The organism is Mixta gaviniae, assembly GCF_002953195.1.
Taxonomy (GTDB): Bacteria; Pseudomonadota; Gammaproteobacteria; order Enterobacterales; family Enterobacteriaceae; genus Mixta; species Mixta gaviniae.
Window position 1 is genome coordinate 3,175,406 of the sequence record NZ_CP026377.1, and the last position, 18,262, is coordinate 3,193,667.

The 18,262-nt window shown below is 58.7% G+C and carries 17 protein-coding genes, 1 tRNA gene and 1 pseudogene; 4 read left to right on the forward strand and 15 right to left on the reverse strand.

Annotation, left to right across the window (positions count from 1 at the left end):
• Positions 1–8: 8 nt before the first annotated feature.
• From sixA to C2E15_RS14740, 4 genes are all read right to left on the reverse strand, one after another.
• Positions 9–491: a phosphohistidine phosphatase SixA gene (gene sixA / locus C2E15_RS14725; RefSeq protein WP_104958037.1), complete on the reverse strand. Its 483-nt coding sequence runs from the start codon at positions 489–491 to the stop codon at positions 9–11.
• A gap of 170 nt (positions 492–661) precedes the next feature.
• A complete protein-coding gene (gene fadJ / locus C2E15_RS14730) occupies positions 662–2,815 on the reverse strand; it encodes a fatty acid oxidation complex subunit alpha FadJ (RefSeq protein WP_104958038.1) in 2,154 nt (717 codons plus the stop codon).
• A gap of 4 nt (positions 2,816–2,819) precedes the next feature.
• On the reverse strand, positions 2,820–4,130 hold the full coding sequence (fadI, locus tag C2E15_RS14735) for an acetyl-CoA C-acyltransferase FadI (protein WP_104958039.1): 1,311 nt from the start codon (positions 4,128–4,130) through the stop codon (positions 2,820–2,822).
• 249 nt (positions 4,131–4,379) lie between these two features.
• Entirely contained in the window at positions 4,380–4,676 is a 297-nt protein-coding gene (locus tag C2E15_RS14740) for a YfcZ/YiiS family protein (RefSeq protein ID WP_104958040.1), read from the reverse strand.
• 347 nt (positions 4,677–5,023) lie between these two features.
• Between C2E15_RS14740 and fadL the strand changes: the two genes are divergently transcribed.
• Positions 5,024–6,358: a long-chain fatty acid transporter FadL gene (gene fadL, locus C2E15_RS14745; RefSeq protein ID WP_104958041.1), complete on the forward strand. Its 1,335-nt coding sequence runs from the start codon at positions 5,024–5,026 to the stop codon at positions 6,356–6,358.
• A 114-nt stretch (positions 6,359–6,472) separates the two neighbouring features.
• Here fadL and mlaA read toward each other — a convergent pair whose 3' ends face one another.
• From mlaA to ccmA, 10 genes and pseudogenes are all read right to left on the reverse strand, one after another.
• Positions 6,473–7,237 carry a phospholipid-binding lipoprotein MlaA gene (gene mlaA / locus C2E15_RS14750; protein WP_104958042.1) on the reverse strand — a complete coding sequence of 255 codons (765 nt, stop codon included), beginning with the start codon at positions 7,235–7,237 and terminating at the stop codon, positions 6,473–6,475.
• Between the two features lie 35 nt (positions 7,238–7,272).
• Positions 7,273–8,487, reverse strand: a complete 1,215-nt coding sequence (ccmI, locus tag C2E15_RS14755; RefSeq protein WP_104958043.1) for a c-type cytochrome biogenesis protein CcmI — start codon at positions 8,485–8,487, stop codon at positions 7,273–7,275.
• Positions 8,484–8,945: a cytochrome c-type biogenesis protein gene (locus C2E15_RS14760; RefSeq protein ID WP_104958044.1), complete on the reverse strand. Its 462-nt coding sequence runs from the start codon at positions 8,943–8,945 to the stop codon at positions 8,484–8,486. Before C2E15_RS14760 ends, ccmI begins: the two co-directional genes overlap by 4 nt.
• Positions 8,942–9,499, reverse strand: coding sequence for a DsbE family thiol:disulfide interchange protein (locus C2E15_RS14765; protein ID WP_104958045.1), 558 nt, complete (start codon positions 9,497–9,499; stop codon positions 8,942–8,944). Before C2E15_RS14765 ends, C2E15_RS14760 begins: the two co-directional genes overlap by 4 nt.
• Positions 9,496–11,451 (reverse strand): heme lyase CcmF/NrfE family subunit, encoded by a 1,956-nt coding sequence (locus tag C2E15_RS14770; protein ID WP_104958046.1) that lies wholly within the window; start codon positions 11,449–11,451, stop codon positions 9,496–9,498. Before C2E15_RS14770 ends, C2E15_RS14765 begins: the two co-directional genes overlap by 4 nt.
• Positions 11,448–11,925 (reverse strand): annotated as a pseudogene (gene ccmE / locus C2E15_RS14775) (cytochrome c maturation protein CcmE). Before ccmE ends, C2E15_RS14770 begins: the two are co-directional and overlap by 4 nt.
• 1 nt (position 11,926) lies before the next feature.
• Complete coding sequence (gene ccmD, locus C2E15_RS14780; RefSeq protein WP_104958047.1) at positions 11,927–12,154, reverse strand: heme exporter protein CcmD; 228 nt, start codon at positions 12,152–12,154, stop codon at positions 11,927–11,929.
• Complete coding sequence (locus tag C2E15_RS14785) at positions 12,151–12,894, reverse strand: heme ABC transporter permease (protein ID WP_104958048.1); 744 nt, start codon at positions 12,892–12,894, stop codon at positions 12,151–12,153. Before C2E15_RS14785 ends, ccmD begins: the two co-directional genes overlap by 4 nt.
• 39 nt (positions 12,895–12,933) lie before the next feature.
• Complete coding sequence (gene ccmB / locus C2E15_RS14790; protein ID WP_104959202.1) at positions 12,934–13,593, reverse strand: heme exporter protein CcmB; 660 nt, start codon at positions 13,591–13,593, stop codon at positions 12,934–12,936.
• The gene (gene ccmA / locus C2E15_RS14795) at positions 13,593–14,210 is read right to left on the reverse strand and encodes a cytochrome c biogenesis heme-transporting ATPase CcmA (RefSeq protein WP_104958049.1); all 618 of its coding nucleotides are present in this window, start codon (positions 14,208–14,210) and stop codon (positions 13,593–13,595) included. The genes ccmB and ccmA overlap by 1 nt, the downstream gene beginning before the upstream one ends.
• A gap of 242 nt (positions 14,211–14,452) precedes the next feature.
• Between ccmA and C2E15_RS14800 the strand changes: the two genes are divergently transcribed.
• The 3 genes from C2E15_RS14800 to C2E15_RS14810 all read left to right on the forward strand — a co-directional run bounded on the left by C2E15_RS14800 (position 14,453) and on the right by C2E15_RS14810 (position 16,864).
• Entirely contained in the window at positions 14,453–15,376 is a 924-nt protein-coding gene (locus C2E15_RS14800; protein ID WP_104958050.1) for a formate/nitrite transporter family protein, read from the forward strand.
• A gap of 77 nt (positions 15,377–15,453) precedes the next feature.
• Positions 15,454–15,528: transfer RNA gene (locus tag C2E15_RS14805), tRNA-Arg, on the forward strand.
• 163 nt (positions 15,529–15,691) lie between these two features.
• On the forward strand, positions 15,692–16,864 hold the full coding sequence (locus C2E15_RS14810; RefSeq protein ID WP_104958051.1) for a tyrosine-type recombinase/integrase: 1,173 nt from the start codon (positions 15,692–15,694) through the stop codon (positions 16,862–16,864).
• A 66-nt stretch (positions 16,865–16,930) separates the two neighbouring features.
• Here the strand turns inward: C2E15_RS14810 and C2E15_RS22085 are convergent, their stop codons facing one another.
• Positions 16,931–18,226: a phage tail fiber protein gene (locus tag C2E15_RS22085; RefSeq protein ID WP_245912278.1), complete on the reverse strand. Its 1,296-nt coding sequence runs from the start codon at positions 18,224–18,226 to the stop codon at positions 16,931–16,933.
• Between the last annotated feature and the right edge of the window lie 36 nt (positions 18,227–18,262).

Below are 18,262 nucleotides of genomic sequence, written 5' to 3' on the forward strand. Positions count from 1 at the left end.
CTGAGGCGTTACATCGCTTTGGCGAGCTTGGAGGGGCTGACCTGCCATTTTAAGGCGCCTTCGCTCTTGTCGGCATCAAAATCGATGCAGGCGATCGCGGAAGTGGCGAACATCGGCGGCGGCTCCTGCGGACAGAGTTCCGACACCAGATAGCCGACTAACGGAAGATGGGAGATAACCAATACCGAGGCGACCCCTTCTTTCGCCAGCGCCTGAATATAGCAGGCGACCAGCGCCGGATCGCCGCCCGGCGTCAGCTCCGGCAGCACTTCCTGCTCCTGCGGCAGCTGCAGTGCCTCGCGAACCGTGGCGAGCGTCTGCTCCGCACGCAGATAGGGGCTAACCAGCACCCGTTCGATATCCAGTGTCTGGCTGTTGAGCCAGCTCGCCATTTGGCGTGATTCATCACAGCCGCAATGGGTCAAAGGCCGCACAGAATCACTGGCTGCCTCAAGTGCAGCGTCGCCGTGACGCATGATAAAAACTTGCATAAAGCACCGCTGTTGTTTAACAAAATCGTCGGATCATCAGTCTGTCCGACGCGTCATTCTGCGAATGAACGCTGTGTTGTAACCCAATGCCCTGAGTATAGTCAACCGATTGTTTAATAAACGACCTATTGACGGAATATGGCGCCAGGCACGGCAAAAAAGCGCCTTTGCTAAGCCGCTGAATCATTATGGGTATTCGCTTCGTCCGGAGAATTGTAAAAGTTTTCTCCACGCTCGGCGCGCTGACGCAGCGCTTCGCACGGCGCAAAGCGGTCGCCATACTGATGCATCAGGCGGGCTAATGTGTTTACTACGTTAGCGGCCCCGAGGCTGTCCATGTAGCGGAAAGGTCCGCCGAGGAAAGGCGGAAATCCGATGCCGAAAACCGCGCCGATATCGCCGTCACGCGCGCTACGGATAATGCCCTCATCAAGACAGCGCGCCGCCTCATTCAGCATCAGCATCACGCAGCGCTGGGCGATAAGTGCCCCGTCCAGACGGTGCTGCGGCTGGATCTGCAGCAGAGAATAGAGCGTTTTATCTGCCTGCCTGCTTTTGCCGCGCCCGTCATAGCGGTAAAAGCCACGCCCGTTTTTACGCCCTTTACGGTTATCACGCAGCACAGCGGAAAACGCCTCCGGCGCGGCGAAACGCGGTCCCCAGGCCTGCTCCAGTATCGGCAGGATTTTGGTGCCGACGTCAATGCCGACCTCATCCAGCAGCTGCACCGGCCCCAGCGGGAAGCCGAATTTCACCAGCGCCTTATCAATATTTTCGATCGGCTCGCCCTCCAGCAGGCAGCGCATCGCTTCATTCATATAGGGCGCCAGAATGCGATTGACGTAAAAGCCGGGGCGATCGGCCACCACGATCGGCGTCTTACCCTGCCGTTTAGCCAGCGCCACCGTAGTGGCGATGGTAGCCTCAGAACTCTGCTGATGTGGGATCACTTCCACCAGCAGCATTTTATCCACCGGGCTGAAATAGTGCAGGCCGATCACCTGCTCCGGCCGCTGCGCCTGTGCGGCGATCTGGGCGATCGGCAACGAGGAGGTATTAGAGGCGAAAATGGTATGCGGCGCGCAGTGCTGTTCCACCTCCGCCACCATCTGCCGCTTCAGCGCCAGATCTTCGAATACCGCCTCAATTACCACGTCGCGCTGCGCAAAACCGCTGTAGTCGGTGGCGCCGGTAATCAGCGCCATCTGCCGCTGACGCGCGGTAGCGGTGATATGCCGGCGTCTGACTTTCTTGCTCAGCAGATCCCAGCTGTACTTCATCGCGTGGTTGACCCCTTCCACGCTGATATCTTTGATCCGCACCGGCAGCCCCGCTTTGATGGCGGTGACGGCGGCGATGCCGCCGCCCATTAGCCCGCCGCCCAGCACGCCGACCGAATGCAACGGCAACGGCTGTGCATCGGCGCCGCGCTCTTTTTTCATCGCGGTGGTGGCGAAAAAGAGATGGCGCAGAGCGGCTGACTGCGGCGTCATGGTCAGTTCGCCAAAGGCGAGCGCCTCCGCCTCGTGACCGGCGCGCATCCCCTGCTCCAGCCCGATGCGCACCGCTTCCAGAATGCGGCGCGTCGCCGGATAGTTACCGTGGGTTTTCGCCTCGCTTTGCCGCGCCGCCAGTTTAAACAGCAGCACGCGCCCCGCCGGCCCATGCATTAGCCGCGTGCGTAGCGGCAGCGGCCGGCGCTGGTTTTTGCCCTTCAGCGCCAGCGCCGCCGCCGTTTCCAGCAGGATAGACTGCGGCACCGCATCATCCACCAGCCCCAACTTCAGTGCCTGCCTGGCGCGCAGGCTTTTGCCGGTCAGGATCAGGTTCAGCGCCTGCGAGGCGCCGATCAGACGCGGCAAACGCTGCGTGCCGCCGCTGCCGGGCAGCAGTCCGAGCTGCACTTCCGGCAGCCCGAGCAGGGTTTTCTCATCCAGTGAACAGACGCGCCAATCGCAGGCCAGCGCCAGCTCCAGGCCGCCGCCAAGACAGGGACCGTGAATAGCCGCCACCACCGGCACCGGCAGCGCGGCGATCTCGGACATAATACGCTGCCCCTGCTCCGCCAGCTGGCGCGCCTCGTCGGCACTGTGGCAGCCATCAATCATGCTGATATCCGCGCCGGCGATAAAGGAATCGGGTTTGCCGGAAATAAACACCAGCCCGGCCAGCGCCGCATGCTGCCGCGCCTCAGCGATGACCGCACGGATCTGCGCAATAAAGGTTGCCCGCAGCGTATTCATTTTCTCTCCCGGCAGGTCAATGGTGATGACGCCGACGTTATCGCTGCGAACGCTAAACTGAAATGCGGATTGCTGTTCCATAACCTTATTCAACCTCCAGTACCATCGCCGCGCCCAGGCCGCCCGCCGCGCAGGCGGTCACCAGCCCCAGGCCGCCGCCGCGACGGCGCAGTGCATTCAGCGTTTGGGTAATCATGCGCGCGCCGGTGGCGGCGAAGGGATGCCCGTAGGCGATAGAGCCACCCAGTACGTTAAATTTGTCCTCATCCACTTCGCCTAACGCCTGCGGGCGATTCAGCATATCGCGGGCAAAGCGCGCGTCGCCGAACAGCTTCAGGTTCGCCAGCGTCTGTGCGGCGAACGCCTCATGCATATCGATCAGCGTCAGATCGCGTAGCGCAATCCCGGCGCGATCCAGCGCCAGCGGCGTCGCATAAACCGGTCCCAGCAGCATATCCTGCCAGACGTCGGTAGCGGTAAAGGCGTAGCTGCGCAGATAGCCGAGCGGCGTAATACCCAGCTCGCGCGCCCGTGATTCGGTCATCAGGATCACCGCCGCGGCGCCATCGGTAAGCGGCGTGCTGTTGGCGGCCGTCACACTGCCGTGGCGCCGATCGAAGGCCGGACGCAGCCGGGCGTAATCGCTGACGACGCTGTTTTCGCGCACGTTGTTATCCTGACGAAACGCGGCACGCCAGGGCGGCACGTAAGCCGTCATCACTTCATTGTCTAAATGGCCGTCGCGCCAGGCCTGCGCGGCGCGCTGATGGGAACGATGCGCCAGCGCATCCTGCTGTTCGCGGCTGATGCCGTGACTTTTCGCCATCTGTTCGGCGGTATCGCCCATACGCAGGCCGGTAGAATACTCCGCCACCGCCGGCGGTACCGGCAGCAGATCGCGCGGACGTAGCGCGCTAAACAGTTTTAGTTTTTTACCTAAGGTGCGTGCCTTGCTGAGATCGACCAGCGTACGGCCCAGCTTTTTACTGACGCCGATTGGCAGAACGGAAGAAGAGTCAGCCCCGCCGGCGATGCCGGCGCTGACGTTGCCCGTCAGCAGGCTTTCCGCCAGGCTGGCTACAGCCTGAAAGCTGGTGGCGCAGGCGCGGCTAACGCTCCAGGCGTCGGTGCGGACATTTAGCCCGCTGCTGAGAACGATTTCACGCGCGATATTCGGCGCTTCTGGCATCTGGATCACCTGGCCGAACACCAGTTGCTCGATAATCTCCGCCGGCAGTTGGCTGCGGGCCATTAATTCGCTGACCACCATACGTCCCAGCTCAATCGCCGGAATGCCGTGCAGCGCCGTCGCCTGACGGGCGAAGGGCGTGCGCAGCCCGTGGGTAATGGCGATGCGATCGCCCTGACGCGTCAGCAAAGGAAGCGCTCTGCTCATTATTCTCACCTGTTAACCGCGACCGCAGCATCATTGCCAAAGAGGTCAGACCTGCCCAGTGTTAACCAGTTTGTAACAAGGCGCCAGCAACGGGGATAGAAAATGAGAGCGGCGGCACAGTTGCCGCAGAGAGGTAAAAAAAGAGAGCGACACGGGAAGAGCGGCGCTGTTTTAGCAACGCCGCAAGCGGGAAGTTAGCGCAGAATTTAGCGCAGGCCGGGCTGGAATTTAACGTAAACCGGGCCAGGTTTAGCGCAGGCCGAGCTGGAAAATCAGCGTTTCCGCCTGGCAGCTAAAGGTAAAATCAACGTCCAGCTGCACGCCTTCGGCCACCTCGGTAAAGCGCGGGGTAATAACGCACGGTTCCGATTCAACGCTGCGCGCTTTTTCGCTGAGGGTCGCCAGCATTGCTTCCGCCTGCTGACGGTTATCGAACACACGGGACCAGGAAGCGGTGCAGTCGCTGTTATCCATGACGGTGCCGACATCGACACAGCAGCAGGCGGCGGTTTCATTAGTACTGCATTTATTTAAAGCATCACTCATTATTATCTCCCACTATTTCGCTTTAAACGATTAACCAGATTGCGGTCTATTTTACCCCTCCCCGCCAGCCGCCACGAAATAGTGTGAGGACTATCACTAACATTATTGATCTGGCGCAGGAATAGCGCAGTCGGGCAGGCAGTGAGGCGGCAAATTTGCTACGTGGATCTTATTTCATAGATCATATTTGAAATATTTAAAAAACAATATTGCAACATATACACAGGTCAGACCTATACTGTGCGCACTGGTCTGATTTGTGCGTTGTATTTCAGCCCCTACAATCCCCGATCCCTTGTTACTTGGTGTAACAGAATTTATAAAAATCACATAATGAGGTTGTGGTCATGAACCATAAAAACCTGTGTGCAAAGTCAGCTTTGGCGGCTGCAGTGGCAATTGCTTCCTCCAATCTTTACGCAGCGGGCTTCCAGCTCAATGAGTTCTCCTCGATTGGTTTGGGTCGCGCCTATTCCGGCGAAGGCGCGATGGGCGATACAGCGGCATCAGCCAGCCGCAACCCGGCGACCATGGCATTGATGGATCGCCCGATGTTTTCCGTCGGCGCGGTATTTATCGATCCTGACGTCAATATTGATGGCGACAGCGGCTCCGGCAACAGTCTGAAGGCGGACAATATCGCGCCGACGCAGTGGGTGCCCAATATTCATTATGTGCAGCCGATTAACGATCAATGGTGGATTGGCGCTTCCGCCTCCACCAATTACGGTCTGGCCACCGAATTTAATAATGATTACGCCGGCGGCGCCTACGGCGGCAAAACCGACCTGATGACCTCCAACTTTAATTTAAGCACCGCCTGGCGCATGAACCAGCACCTCAGCTTCGGCGTGGGCTTTGACGCGGTTTACGCGCGCGCCAAGATTGAACGCTATCTGGGCGAATATGGCGGCGTACTGCCTGCCGTCGGCCTGCCTGCCGCGCCTGCCGATACCCAGGTCGCGCATCTGAAAGGCGACGAGTGGGGCTACGGCTGGAACGCCGGCATTCTGTATGAGGTGGATGAAAACAACCGCTTCGGCCTGACTTACCGTTCTGAGGTGAAGATCGATTTTGACGGCGACTATAAGAGTTCGATTCCGTCTCAGGCGAACCCGATTACCGGCCCGATTGGCCTGCCTTACGGCACCAACGGCAGCACTATCCCAGGCGCGCTGACGCTGAACCTGCCGGAGATGTGGGAAGTGTCGGGCTATCATAAAGTCGCGCCGCAGTGGGCGGTTCACTACAGCCTGGCCTACACCAGCTGGAGCCAGTTCCAGGAGTTGAAAGCGACCGGCAGCAACGGCCAACAGCTGTTCTATAAAGATGAAAGCTATAAGGATGCCTACCGCATCGCGCTGGGCACCACCTACTTTTACGATCAGAACTGGACCTTCCGCGCCGGCATCGCCTTCGATGACAGCCCGGTTCCGGCCGATAAGCGCTCTATCTCCATTCCCGATCAGGATCGTCTGTGGCTGAGCGCCGGTGCCTCATACGCCTTTAACGATAACGCCTCGGTAGATGTCGGCGTCTCTTACATGCATGGTCAGAAAGTGACGGTACATGAAGGGGTCGATCCGGTCGCTACCGCGCGTAACGGCGTCGCAACGCCGTATGAATTCGATTCGGAAGGCAAAGCCTGGCTCTACGGCGCTAACTTTAACTACCGTTTCTGATTGCACGATTGAAAAAAAAGACGGGAATTTCCCGCCTTTTTTATTGGTACTGAAAGCAACACGCAGGGTACCAGAACCTGTTTCTAAGGCGGGGATCCGCCTTTTTCTTGCCGCTTATTCGGCGGCGTCGATATCGTCCAGATCGCCCTCAATCGCCTGCGCGTTGGGGTTCTCCTGCGGCTTCAGCTTGCCGCCGTTCGCCAGGAAATCGTGACGCTGGAAATAGGCGTTACGCACGAAAGCGTAAGGATCGCTGGAGCTGCGCAGAATCGCATCGGAATCGAGCAGCTGCGCGCGCGTCTCTACGCCTTCCAGCGCCCACTTGCCGGCACTCAGCGGCCAGCTCAGCCAGCTCAACACCGGATAGAGCGTATCCAGATAGTCGCCGCCATCTTCACGCGGCGTAAAGCTGCCGTAGCCGGGCAGCACCACGTAAGGACCGTAGCCGACGCCCCAGGCACCGAGCGTGCCGCCGAAGCGCGGCGGCTCTTCACGCGCCAGCTTGTCGTTCGCCATGCCCGCCACGTCGATAAAGCCCCCTAACCCCAGCACAGTATTCAGGAAGAAACGGTTGAAGTGGATCATACCGCGATAGGGATCGCCGCGCAGGAAGGAGTTCACCATCGCCGCCGGCTCGTTCAGGTTGCCGAGAAAATTACTTACCCCGGTGCGCGCCGGAACCGGCACATAATCCCGCCACGCCACCGCTACCGGACGCACCACATAAGGATCCAGCACGTTATAGTTGAAGTTAAACATCGTGCGGTTAAAACCTTCCAGCGGATCGGAACGCCCCTGCGGTTCGTTGTTATCCTGAGAGCTGGCGCAGCCGACCAGCAAAACGCTGGCCAGCGCCAACCCCGTCAGGCGGTAGTTCATAATCTTCTCCCTGTATTGATTGAGTGCGTACCGCTTCAGGGCTGCTGTTGATCAATTTCAACAGTAAGATGCTGATGACCATCAAAAGGCGTTAACGCGCTCTCGCCAAACCAGTCGCCGGTTTGCGGAGCGGCGTTGCCGTCGCGCGCGATACGCACGCGCACCTTCACCTGATGCTGCGCCGAAAGCAGGCGCTCCGGCATCATGGCGTTACTGTCATCCAGCGTCAGCGATAGCGGAAAATGACTCAGCGGCAGTCTCTTCACTGCCACCGGAACCGGTGAAACACCGTCAGAAACAGAAATATACAACACTCCGTCCTGCGGTAACATTTTTTCTACTTTCGAACCCAGCGAGACGCTTAGCGCCAGCTGGCTGCTTTGCAGCCCGGCGGCGGTTTTCGCCTGTTCGATATTGCGCTTCGCCTGCGCGACGCGCGCATCATCGGGCGGCAGCAGCGTCAGCAGGGTTTGCCAGGCCTCGATCGCCCGCGGGTACTGTTGCTGCCCGAAAGCATTAAATGCCGCCAGGCTAAGTATGCGCACATTATCAGGATCCTGCTTCAACATCGCCTCCAGCAGCGTCTGCGCTTCGCGGTTATCCTGCGCATCGCTGGAGCGCGTCAGCACTTCCGCATAGTTGAGCCTGATTTCGCTATTATTCGGCGCCAGCTGCAGCGCGCGCTGAAATGCCTGAATCGCCGTATCGCGATTATTCAGTACCATGCCGATACGGCCCAGCATCAGCCAGTCATGCAGATCGCCGTCGTTCTGCTGTAGCGAGGTGCGCAGCCCCAGCCCCAGACGCGCCAGCTCTTCCAGCGTCAACGGCTTTGCCTGCGGATCGAGCAGCCGTGCGCGCAGCGCCGGATAGTCATCCTGCACCTGCTGCCAGGCGATCAGGCCGGGCAAGCCGCCGGTTTTCAGGTAGCAGCCCAGGCTGACGATCACCAGCAGCAGCGCGCCCGGCAGCAGCACCCAGCGCCCCAGCGGACGCGCGGGCGCGGCGGCGGGCGCGGCGGGAATGTCATTCAACAGCGTTTGCTGCAGCTCCTGCACCATCGTCTGGCGCGCATCGATAACGCCCTGCGCCTCATCCTGCTCCAGCTCCGCCAGCCGCTGCTGGTAAAACGCTTTGTTCAGCGCGTCGCGGTCAGGCGCCGTTAAACGATCACTGCGCCAGCCGGCAACGAGAAACAGCAGCAGCGCCGCCGTCAGCAGCGCAGCCAATACTATCCAGAAAAGAGTCATTCAGGTTTCCTGTCGCTTTCCAGCAGCGCCGCCAGACGCTTTTGCTCCGTCTCGTCCAGCCGCTCGCTCTCCAGCGGCAGACGACGGCTGCGTAAAAATATCACCAGCCCGCCCGCCACGACAAACAGCAGCGGCCCGGCCCACAGGATCAGCGTCGACGGGGTCACCGGCGGCTGATAGGTGACGAAATGGCCGTAGCGCGCCACCATATACTGGGTAATCTGCTGCTCGCTCTGCCCCTGTTTCAACAGCTGATAGACCTTCAGACGCATATCGGCGGCGATCATGGCATTAGAGTCGGCGATGCTGTTGTTCTGGCACTTAGGGCAACGTAGCGAGGCGGTCAGCTCGCGATACTGTTGCTCCTGCCGGGCGGAATCGAACTGCCAGGTTTCTATTGCCGCCAGCGCGCTCAGGCTAAACAACAGCCCCGCCAGCAGAAGGATCAACGCTCTCATTTGTCCGCCTCCCGGCTATATTTTTCCCACAGCGGCCGCACTTCCTGCTGCCAGACGCGCGCGTTGAGATCGCCTGCATGGCGATAGCGGATAATGCCCTTGCCGTCGATCAAAAAGGTTTCCGGCGCGCCGTACACGCCCAGATCCAGCCCGAGCATGCCGCTGCCGTCATACAGGCTAAGCGCGTAAGGATTGCCCAGCGTATTGAGCCAGTTGACCGCTTTCGCGCGATCGTCTTTATAGTTGAGGCCGACCACACGCACGCCCTTTTCTGCCAGCGTATTGAGATAGTGATGTTCGGCGCGGCAGGTTGGACACCAGGTCGCCCAAACGTTGAGCAGCAATGGCTTGCCGTTCGCCAGCACCGACTGATCCCAGGTTTTGCCCGGGGTATCCAGCGCCTCCAGCGTAAACAGCGGCACCGGTTTACCGATCAGCGCCGACTCCAGCCGCGTAGGATCGTCGCCGTCGGCGTTGCGCGACAGCTGCCACATCAGCGCGACAGCCAGCAGCAGAAACAGGACCAGCGGAATATAGAGGATCTTCTTGTTCATACCAGCTCCCGTTGCGCCTTTTTACGGCTGCGATAACGTGGGTCGAGCAGGCAAAGCAGGCCGCCGAACGCCATAAACAGGCCGCCGTACCATATCCAGCGCACAAAAGGTTTGTAATAAATCCGCACCGCCCACGAGCCATCTTCCAGCTCTTCGCCGAGCGCCGCATACAGGTCGCGCGTCAGGCCGCCGTCGATGGCTGCCTCGGTCATCATGCTGCGCGCCACGCTGTAGTAGCGTTTCTCCGCCCGCAGCGTCGCTTCCGGCTGACCGTCGCGCGTTACGTCGATAATCGCCGCGCCGCCGCTGTAGTTGGGGCCGTTCAGCGCGCGCACGTCACGGAAGACAAAGTGGTAACGATGAATATCGACGCTGTCGCCCGCTTTCATACGCACGTCGCGCTCGACGCTGTAGTTTTGACTAAAGGCGATGCCGATCACCGTCACCGCGACGCCCAGATGGCCGAATACCATGCCCCAGTGGCTGCGCGGCAGGCGAGTCAGGCCGCGCAGCAGGCTGTGACGATGGGTGGCGCGCTCGTGCAGTTCCATCAGCGTCAGCAGCGCGACCCACAGCGCCATCATCAGCCCGACCACCGTCATCGCTTCGATGCGATCCTGCATCAGCCACGGCAGCAGCAGCGAGAGCAGCAGCGTCGCCAGCAGCGCCAGCGCCAGCCGCTTCCAGAGCTTCTGCGGCTCGTCGCGGCGCCAGCGCACCAGCGGCCCAATGCCCAGCAGCAGCGCAAACGGCGCCATCAGCGCGCTGAACATGGTGTTGAAGAAGGGTTCGCCAATGGAAATGGTGCCCAGCCCCAGCTGCTTATGCACCAGCGGCAGCAGCGTGCCCAGCAGCACCACCAGCATGCCGGCGATCAGTAGCACATTGTTGCCGAGCAGAAAGGATTCGCGCGACCAGAAATCGTTCTGCACCCGGCTGCGCACCCGGCCGCCTTTCACCGCATAGAGCAGCAGCGAGCTGCCGATCACCAGGATCAGGAAAGCGAGAATGAACATGCCGCGCGCCGGGTCGGAGGCGAAAGCATGTACCGAAACCAGCACCCCGGAGCGCACCAGGAAGGTGCCGAGCAGGCTGAGCGAAAAGGCGGTGATCGCCAGCAGCACCGTCCAGGCTTTAAAGGTGCCGCGCTTTTCCGTCACCGCCAGGGAATGGATCAGCGCAGTGCCTGCCAGCCACGGCATAAAGGAGGCGTTCTCTACCGGATCCCAGAACCACCAGCCGCCCCAGCCCAGCTCGTAATAGGCCCAGGCGGAGCCCAGCACGATGCCGATAGTGAGAAACAGCCAGGCCGCGATGGTCCAGGGACGCGACCAGCGCGCCCAGGCGGTATCGAGCCGTCCCGCCATTAGCGAGGCGATGGCAAAGGCGAACGCGACCGAGAAGCCGACGTAGCCCATATAGAGCAGCGGCGGATGAAAAATCAGCCCGATATCCTGCAGCATCGGGTTCAAATCGTGGCCGTCGATAGGGTAATCGGGCAGCGTGCGGGTAAAGGGGTTGGAGGTGAAGATAATAAACAGCAGGAAGCCGAAGTTGATCATTCCCATAACCGCCAGCACGCGCGCCACTGCATCCTGCGGCATACCGCGGCTGAATATGGCGACCGCCAGCGTCCAGCCGCTGAGCATCAACACCCACAGCAGCAGCGAACCTTCATGCGCCCCCCAGGTGGCGGCGATGCGGTAGTAGATCGGCAGCTGGCTGTTGGAGTTGCTGACCACATAGGCCACGGTAAAGTCATTAACGATAAAGGCCTGCACCAGCACGGCGAAGCTGCCCGCCACGCAAAGAAACAGCCCGACGGCGAGCGGACGCGCCAGCCCGGTGAGACGGCTCTCCTGACGCAAAGCGCCCCACAGCGGCCAGACGCTGAGCAGCAGCGCCAGCGCCAGCCCAAGGCAGAGCAGAAAATGTCCGATTTCCGGCATCATGAGCGGCCATCCTGCGGCTGCGCCGCCGTTCCCTGATGGTTTTTCTTCATCGCGTCGGCGATCTCCGGCGGCGTATATTTCTCATCATGCTTCGCCAGCACCTCTTTCGCCTGGATAAGATTGCCTGCCTGCAGCTCGCCCTGCGCCACGACGCCCTGCCCTTCGCGGAACAGATCGGGCAGGATGCCCTCATAGCTGACGCTGACCACGCCGCTGGCGTCATAGAGTTTAAAAGAGACCTGCAGCGTTTTTTCATCGCGCTTCACGCTGCCGGCATCACCATGCCGCCGACGCGTAGCCGCTGGCCCGGCGTCGGTTTGGCATGCGCTTCGCCTTTGCCGTAGAGAATTTCGCTGGGGTATAGAAGAGATCGATATTGGAGCGCAGCGCGTACATCACCAGCGCGGTCGCCAGGCTCAGCCCGACCAGGATCGCCGCGACAACGTAGAGGCGGTTTTTACGACGGGTATTCACATTATTCTCCTGCCGCCTGGCTTGCGGCCTGTTTCATTTTTGCCGCTCTGATGCGGCGCTCACGCGCCTGGTGCTGACGCACGCTTTTCAGCAGTTGACGGCGCTGCCATAAGGTATGCGCCGCCAGCATCGCCAGCGAGGCCAGGGTAAAGCCGACGGCCAGCCAGACGTAAAAGCCGTAGCCGCCCATGGCGAAAAAGTCGTGCCAGGAAGAAAACGCGGGATTCATGCGGCGCGCCCTCCTTTATTGACCAGCGCTGCGACCCAGGGCCGGTGGCGCTCGGTCAGCAGAATAAGGTTGCGCAGGCGCATCAGCGTCAGGGTGATGAACAGCAGCAGGTATCCCAGAATCGCCCAGCGCAGCGGCGTGCGCATGCTCGGCGCGATCGCCTGTTGCAGCATGCCGGACGACCCCTGATGCAGGGTATTCCACCACTGTACCGAGAAGTGGATAACGGGAATATTAACCACACCGACAAGGATCAAAATACTGGCGGCGCGGCCCGCCATACGTCGGTCGTCAAAGGCGTTGTAGAGGGCGATAACGCCCAGATAGAGAAACAGCAGCACCAGCTCCGAGGTCAGGCGCGCGTCCCAGATCCACCAGGTGCCCCACATCGGTTTGCCCCAGGCGGACCCGGTGATCAGGGCGATAAAGGTAAAGGTAGCGCCCACCGGCGCCATCGCGGCGGCGGCCAGATCGGCCATTTTCATCTGCCACACCAGGCCGGTGAAGGCGGCGACGGCCATCGCGCTGTAGATCCCCATCGACCAGATGGCCGCCGGCACATGCAGATAGATGATGCGGTAGCTTTCTCCCTGCTGATAATCCGCCGGCGCGAAGCCGAACCCCCATCCCCAGCCGGTTAGTAGCGTCAGCGCCGCCAGCAGCGCCATCCAGGGAACCAGTCGGCCGCTAAGCTGATAGAGCCGTTCCGGCTTCGCCAGCTGATGTATCCATTTCCACATTGTTATTGCTCACGGTAAATATAAATCGACAGTCATTTTTTAATGCAGGCTGATACGCAGCGCCGCCGCCGTTGCGAAAGGCGCCAGACAGGCGCTGGCCGCCAGCATCGCGCCCAGAATCGCCAGGTAGCCGCCGATCGGCAGCCCCATACCGGCCGCGTCAATCGCCGCGCTGGCGAAAATCAGCACCGGCACCGCCAGCGGCAGTACCAGCAGACTAAGCAGCACCCCGCCGCGCCGCAGCCCGACGGTCAACGCTACGCCGATGGCGCCCAGCAGGCTGAGCGTCGGCGTGCCGAGCAGGATAGTCAATGCCAGCGCCCGCCAGCCGGCGACGTTCAGCGACAGCAGCAGCGCGGCCAGCGGTGACAGTAGCAGCAACGGCAGCCCGGTGATCAGCCAGTGCGCGATCACCTTGCCCAGTACGGTCACCGGCAGCGACGTCGGCAGCAGCAACAGCTGCTCCAGCGAACCGTCGGCGAAATCGTCGCGAAACAGCCGCTCCAGCGCCAGCAGCGAGGACAGCAGCGCGGCCACCCACGCCACGCCCGGCGCAATGCGCGCCAGCAGCTGCGGTTCAGGCCCGATGCCGAGCGGGAACAGCGTGATAACAATTAAAAAGAACCACAGCGGGTTAATCACTTCCGCGCCGCTGCGAAAAGCGATGCGCAGCTCGCGCGCGATGACGCGTCCCAGCATCAGCAACGCTCCCCCGCCGTCAGGCTGATTTTGCGCAGCGGACAGGCGGCGGCCGGCAGCGGCTGATGCGTGGTTAAAATCACCATGCCGCCGTTTTGCGCATGGCGAACAAACAGCGCCATCAGTTTTTCCACGCCGTCCGCATCAATGGCCGTCAGAGGCTCATCGAGGATCCAGACCGGCGCCTTGCTGAGCCACAGCCGCGCCAGCGCAACGCGCCGTTGCTGTCCGGCCGACAGCTGCGCCGTCGCCATCTCTTCGAAACCGAGCAAATCGACCGCCTCCAGCGCATCGAAACGCTGCGTTTCATCGCAGTCGGCATGATAAAAGGCGAGATTCTCCAGCGGCGACAGCACACTTTTTACGCCAGGATGATGCCCGATAAACAGCAGGTCACGATGCCACTGCGCGCGCTGCTGCTGAATCCGTTCTTCCCGCCAGCGCACCTCGCCGCGCTCCGCGCTGCTCAGCCCCGCCAGCAGCCGCAGCAACGAAGTTTTTCCTGCGCCGTTCGGCCCCTCGATCTGAACGATATCGCCGTGATTGACAGCGAAACTGAGATCGCTGAACAGTACGCGTTCATCGCGTATGCAGGTCAGATTGGTGGCTTCCAGCATGAGGGGAATATGTCGCACTATTGAATCGGGCCGCGATAATAACATAAGTCAGTATCGCTCCGTAGCCTGACCACTGCTCAGGAATGGGTGGATCGGGTCAAATTAGCTGCATCAGATCAATCTTTTGCCTAAAAAAACATCGATATTAAAGGTTTGTTACTTTTTCTCTAAAATTAAGTCACATTTTACTTACTTCAAAACTGGCTACGCTTAAAGGATTGTTCAACACCACTGGGGTTTGTATGACATCACCACAACAGCAAGACAACGAAATCGAAGTTGAAAGCGAAGAGAAGGATCAGGGTGAAGAGATCGAGGTAGATGAGGAGCAGCTGCCTTCGCGCGCGGCAGCGATACATGAACAGATCCGCCAGGATGGCGAAAAGGAGCTGGAGCGCGACAGCATGGCGCTGCTGTGGTCGGCCGTTGCCGCCGGGCTGTCGATGGGCGCATCGCTGATGGCGAAAGGCATTTTTCAGGTGCATCTGGCGGGGGTGCCGGGCGCGTTTCTGCTGGAGAACCTCGGCTATACCTTTGGCTTTATCATCGTGATTATGGCGCGTCAGCAGCTCTTTACCGAGAACACGGTGACCGCCGTGCTGCCCATCATGCATAAACCTACCGGCAGCAATTTCCTGCTGCTGCTGCGCCTGTGGGGTATGGTGCTGCTGGGCAACCTGATCGGCACCGGGCTGGCCGCGCTGGCATTTGCCCATATGCCGATCTTTGATGAGCCGACGCGCCTCGCCTTTACCCATATCAGTGAAAAAGTGATGGAGAACCCGCCGGGCGAGATGTTCGCCAACGCGGTGATTGCGGGCTGGATTATCGCCACCATGGTGTGGATGTTCCCGGCATCGGGCGCCGCAAAGCTGCTGGTGATCATAATGATGACCTGGCTGGTGGCGCTGGGCGACCTTTCGCACATTGTGGTGGGTTCAGTAGAGGTGTGGTACCTGGTGTTTACCGGCGCGCTGCCGTGGCAGGAATTTATCTGGCCTTTCGCCCTGCCGACGCTGGCCGGCAACATTATCGGCGGCACCTTTATCTTTGCCCTGCTCAGCCATGCGCAGATCCGTAACGATATGAGCAATAAGGCAAAAGCGCAGGCTGAAGCGGAGCGCAAAAAGCAGGCGAAAGAGAAAGAAAAACGCGGCGGCCGCTAGCGGTTGTCGAGAGAATAAGCAGTCAGGCGGGTAAGTGGTTAATCTGCGAAAGGAATTGCGTTATACTGCCCGCCGTCGTCCCCTTAGTTAAATGGATATAACGAGCCCCTCCTAAGGGCTAGTTGTAGGTTCGATTCCTGCAGGGGACGCCACATTCACATTACCCGCCATTTCCCCAAAGCACCAAAAACCCTTTAAACAAAGCCCAAGCGCATATTCGACGTTACCCAACGTTACCCCGCATCCATTGACTACACCAAATCTTTGTGGGCATATTGCGGGCATAGTGAAAAATGACCACGGATTTATGCCCGCATGCTTACCGTAAAACAAATCGAGGCAGCAAAGCCCAAAGAAAAGCCTTATCGCCTGGCTGATGCCGGAGGCTTGTTCCTCTTCGTTCCGCCGTCAGGAAAAAAGGTCTGGCGCCTTCGTTACCGTTTCGAGGGTAAAGAAAAAACACTGGTCATTGGCCCCTACCCTGAGATTTCCCTGACAGAAGCCCGTGCGAAGCAATCTGATGCAAAGATGAAGCTGTTGAGCGGTGTCGATCCGGCAGAGCAAAAGCAGGCGGTGAAGAAAAAAGAAAAAGAAGCCGTTGCTGATTCGTTTGGCGACATCTTCAATGAGTGGCATGCGCACAAGTCAAAGGTCTGGTCTCATGGCTACGCCGATGAAATGCGACGGATGTTCGATGATGACATTCTGCCAATTATCGGACATATGAAGATGGGAGAAGTAGAGCCGATGGTTTTGCTGAAAGTCATTCGCCACTTTGAAGATCGGGGCGCTATGGAGCGGGCGGATAAAGCGAGAAGAAGGTGCGGAGAGGTTTTCCGGTATGCAATCATCACCGGACGAGCCAAATACAATCCGGCTCCGGACTTAGTTGATGCTCTTAAAGGATACAGAAAAGAAAACTTCCCTTTCCTTCCCATGAGCCGCATTCATGAGTTTCAGCGGGCGTTGACCGGTTACGGTGGCAGCGTTATAGCCAAGATAGCAACTCAGGTTCTTCACTATACCGCGCTACGTACCAAAGAACTCCGGTCGATGGTATGGAAAAACGTCGACTTTGAGAACAGGTTAATCACTATCGATGCTTCTGTAATGAAGGGGCGCCGTATTCATGTTGTTCCGATGTCTGATCAGGTTGCCGAGCTGCTGACGTTTCTAAAGAAAGTCACAGGCCAGTACGAGCTTTGCTTTGTTGGCCGCAATGATAAGAAAAAGTCTATCAGCGAAAACACCATACTTGGCGTGATTCGTCGAATTGGCTACGAAGGGCAGACTTCAGGGCATGGATTCCGGCACCAGTTCAGTACAGTACTGAATGAGAAGCACTGGAACAGCGACGCTATAGAAGCTCAACTGGCGCACACAAACAGCAAAGGAACGCGAGGAATCTACAACCACGCAGCATATATGGAAACGCGCATAGAAATGATGCAGTGGTGGGCGGATTGGCTGGACGAGAAAATTAAATGATCCGGCGACATGCAAAGGATTGGCAAAGGTCACAAACCCTTGCATGTCCCAAATTTGTCTCACCTCTTACTCATCGCTTCCCGGGCTCTCTTCCGGTGAAGATTCCTTCTCCGGCATCTGCAGACGAATATCAATCCAGCTGGTAGGCGGCACGTCGATTAATGGCCCTTTCGTCAGTACGATTTCACCATCATCGCTGAGCATGTACTTGCGTTTATAGAGACGAACGGTAATGCCTCCGCTCTCTGTCTCTTCCGCTTCGACAATCCCCATGTCCCCTGACCCCATTGGGTCACGTGGTGGTGACAGCTGCCAGCCTTCTTTCGCCAGGCCAAGGGAGCCAGTCAAAACATAAACGCCGGTGTCCATTCGTGTAATAGTGATACCTGCTGCTTCTGCGTTGCGTGTGCCAGCACCGCACCATTCAAAATCCTGTTCATCAATATCGGTGCGCTTGTTTTCTTCCTGTGATTTTGTAATACGAGCGACTGGGGAGGCGGCTTTCAGGGTGCCGTCGGCAGCTCTGGTCGTGTTACCTGTGTGATAACATGTATAGTCATACGTGATAAGCCCGTTCGCAAGATAGCGAAATCTCAGGTTGCCACTGCCTTCAACGTTTATATGGAAACATATGTTGTTATCGTAGCCAAGATAGATGCCGCTACCGTACGGTACGCTTCCGCTGGCTCCCCCAGACCTTCTTATCTGGCTTGGATACCTGTTATACAATCCATCAACGGTTGCGGGAGTCGTCGTCAACCACCCCCCATCGCCTTCTGATAGCATTTTCCCACTGTTACTATATGCATCACGGATAGCAGCTGTGCCCAACCCCAGATTATTTCTGGCTGTTGCTGCATCTTTGGCACCCGTGCCACCCTGCGCAATCGAAATAGCCGTCGTCAGGGCGGACAATGACGTAATATCGTTGTTATCACCTTTGGCCGCTTTGTTATTGAGCAGCGTGGTAATAGCGCTCCATGCCGGGCCAGTAAACTGGCTACCATCCGGTAACGTAACGGTAATGTTGCCCGTTCCGCTGAATACCTGTTGCCAGTTGTTCTTGTCGAGATTCATTCCGCGAATGGCTTTGGCTACATCAGCAGCTACCTGAGCGGTAATGCCGACGAGCGTTGCGTTCGGAACGGGCGTCCAGGAAAGGCCGGTAATGGTTGGTCCGTTATAAGCTGCCAACAGCGTTAACCCGGTATTGGACTCTACTGATTTAACACCGAGGGTATATGTTACCCCACCCACAACAACGACCAGAAAATCACTGGCGGCCAACTCATTACTAAATGACGTGCCTGTACCTGTAACGGCAGTTGAATTATTGGTTAGCTTTATAGTGCCTGCTGGCATAATTATCTCCGGGCATAAAAAAACCGCCGAAGCGGA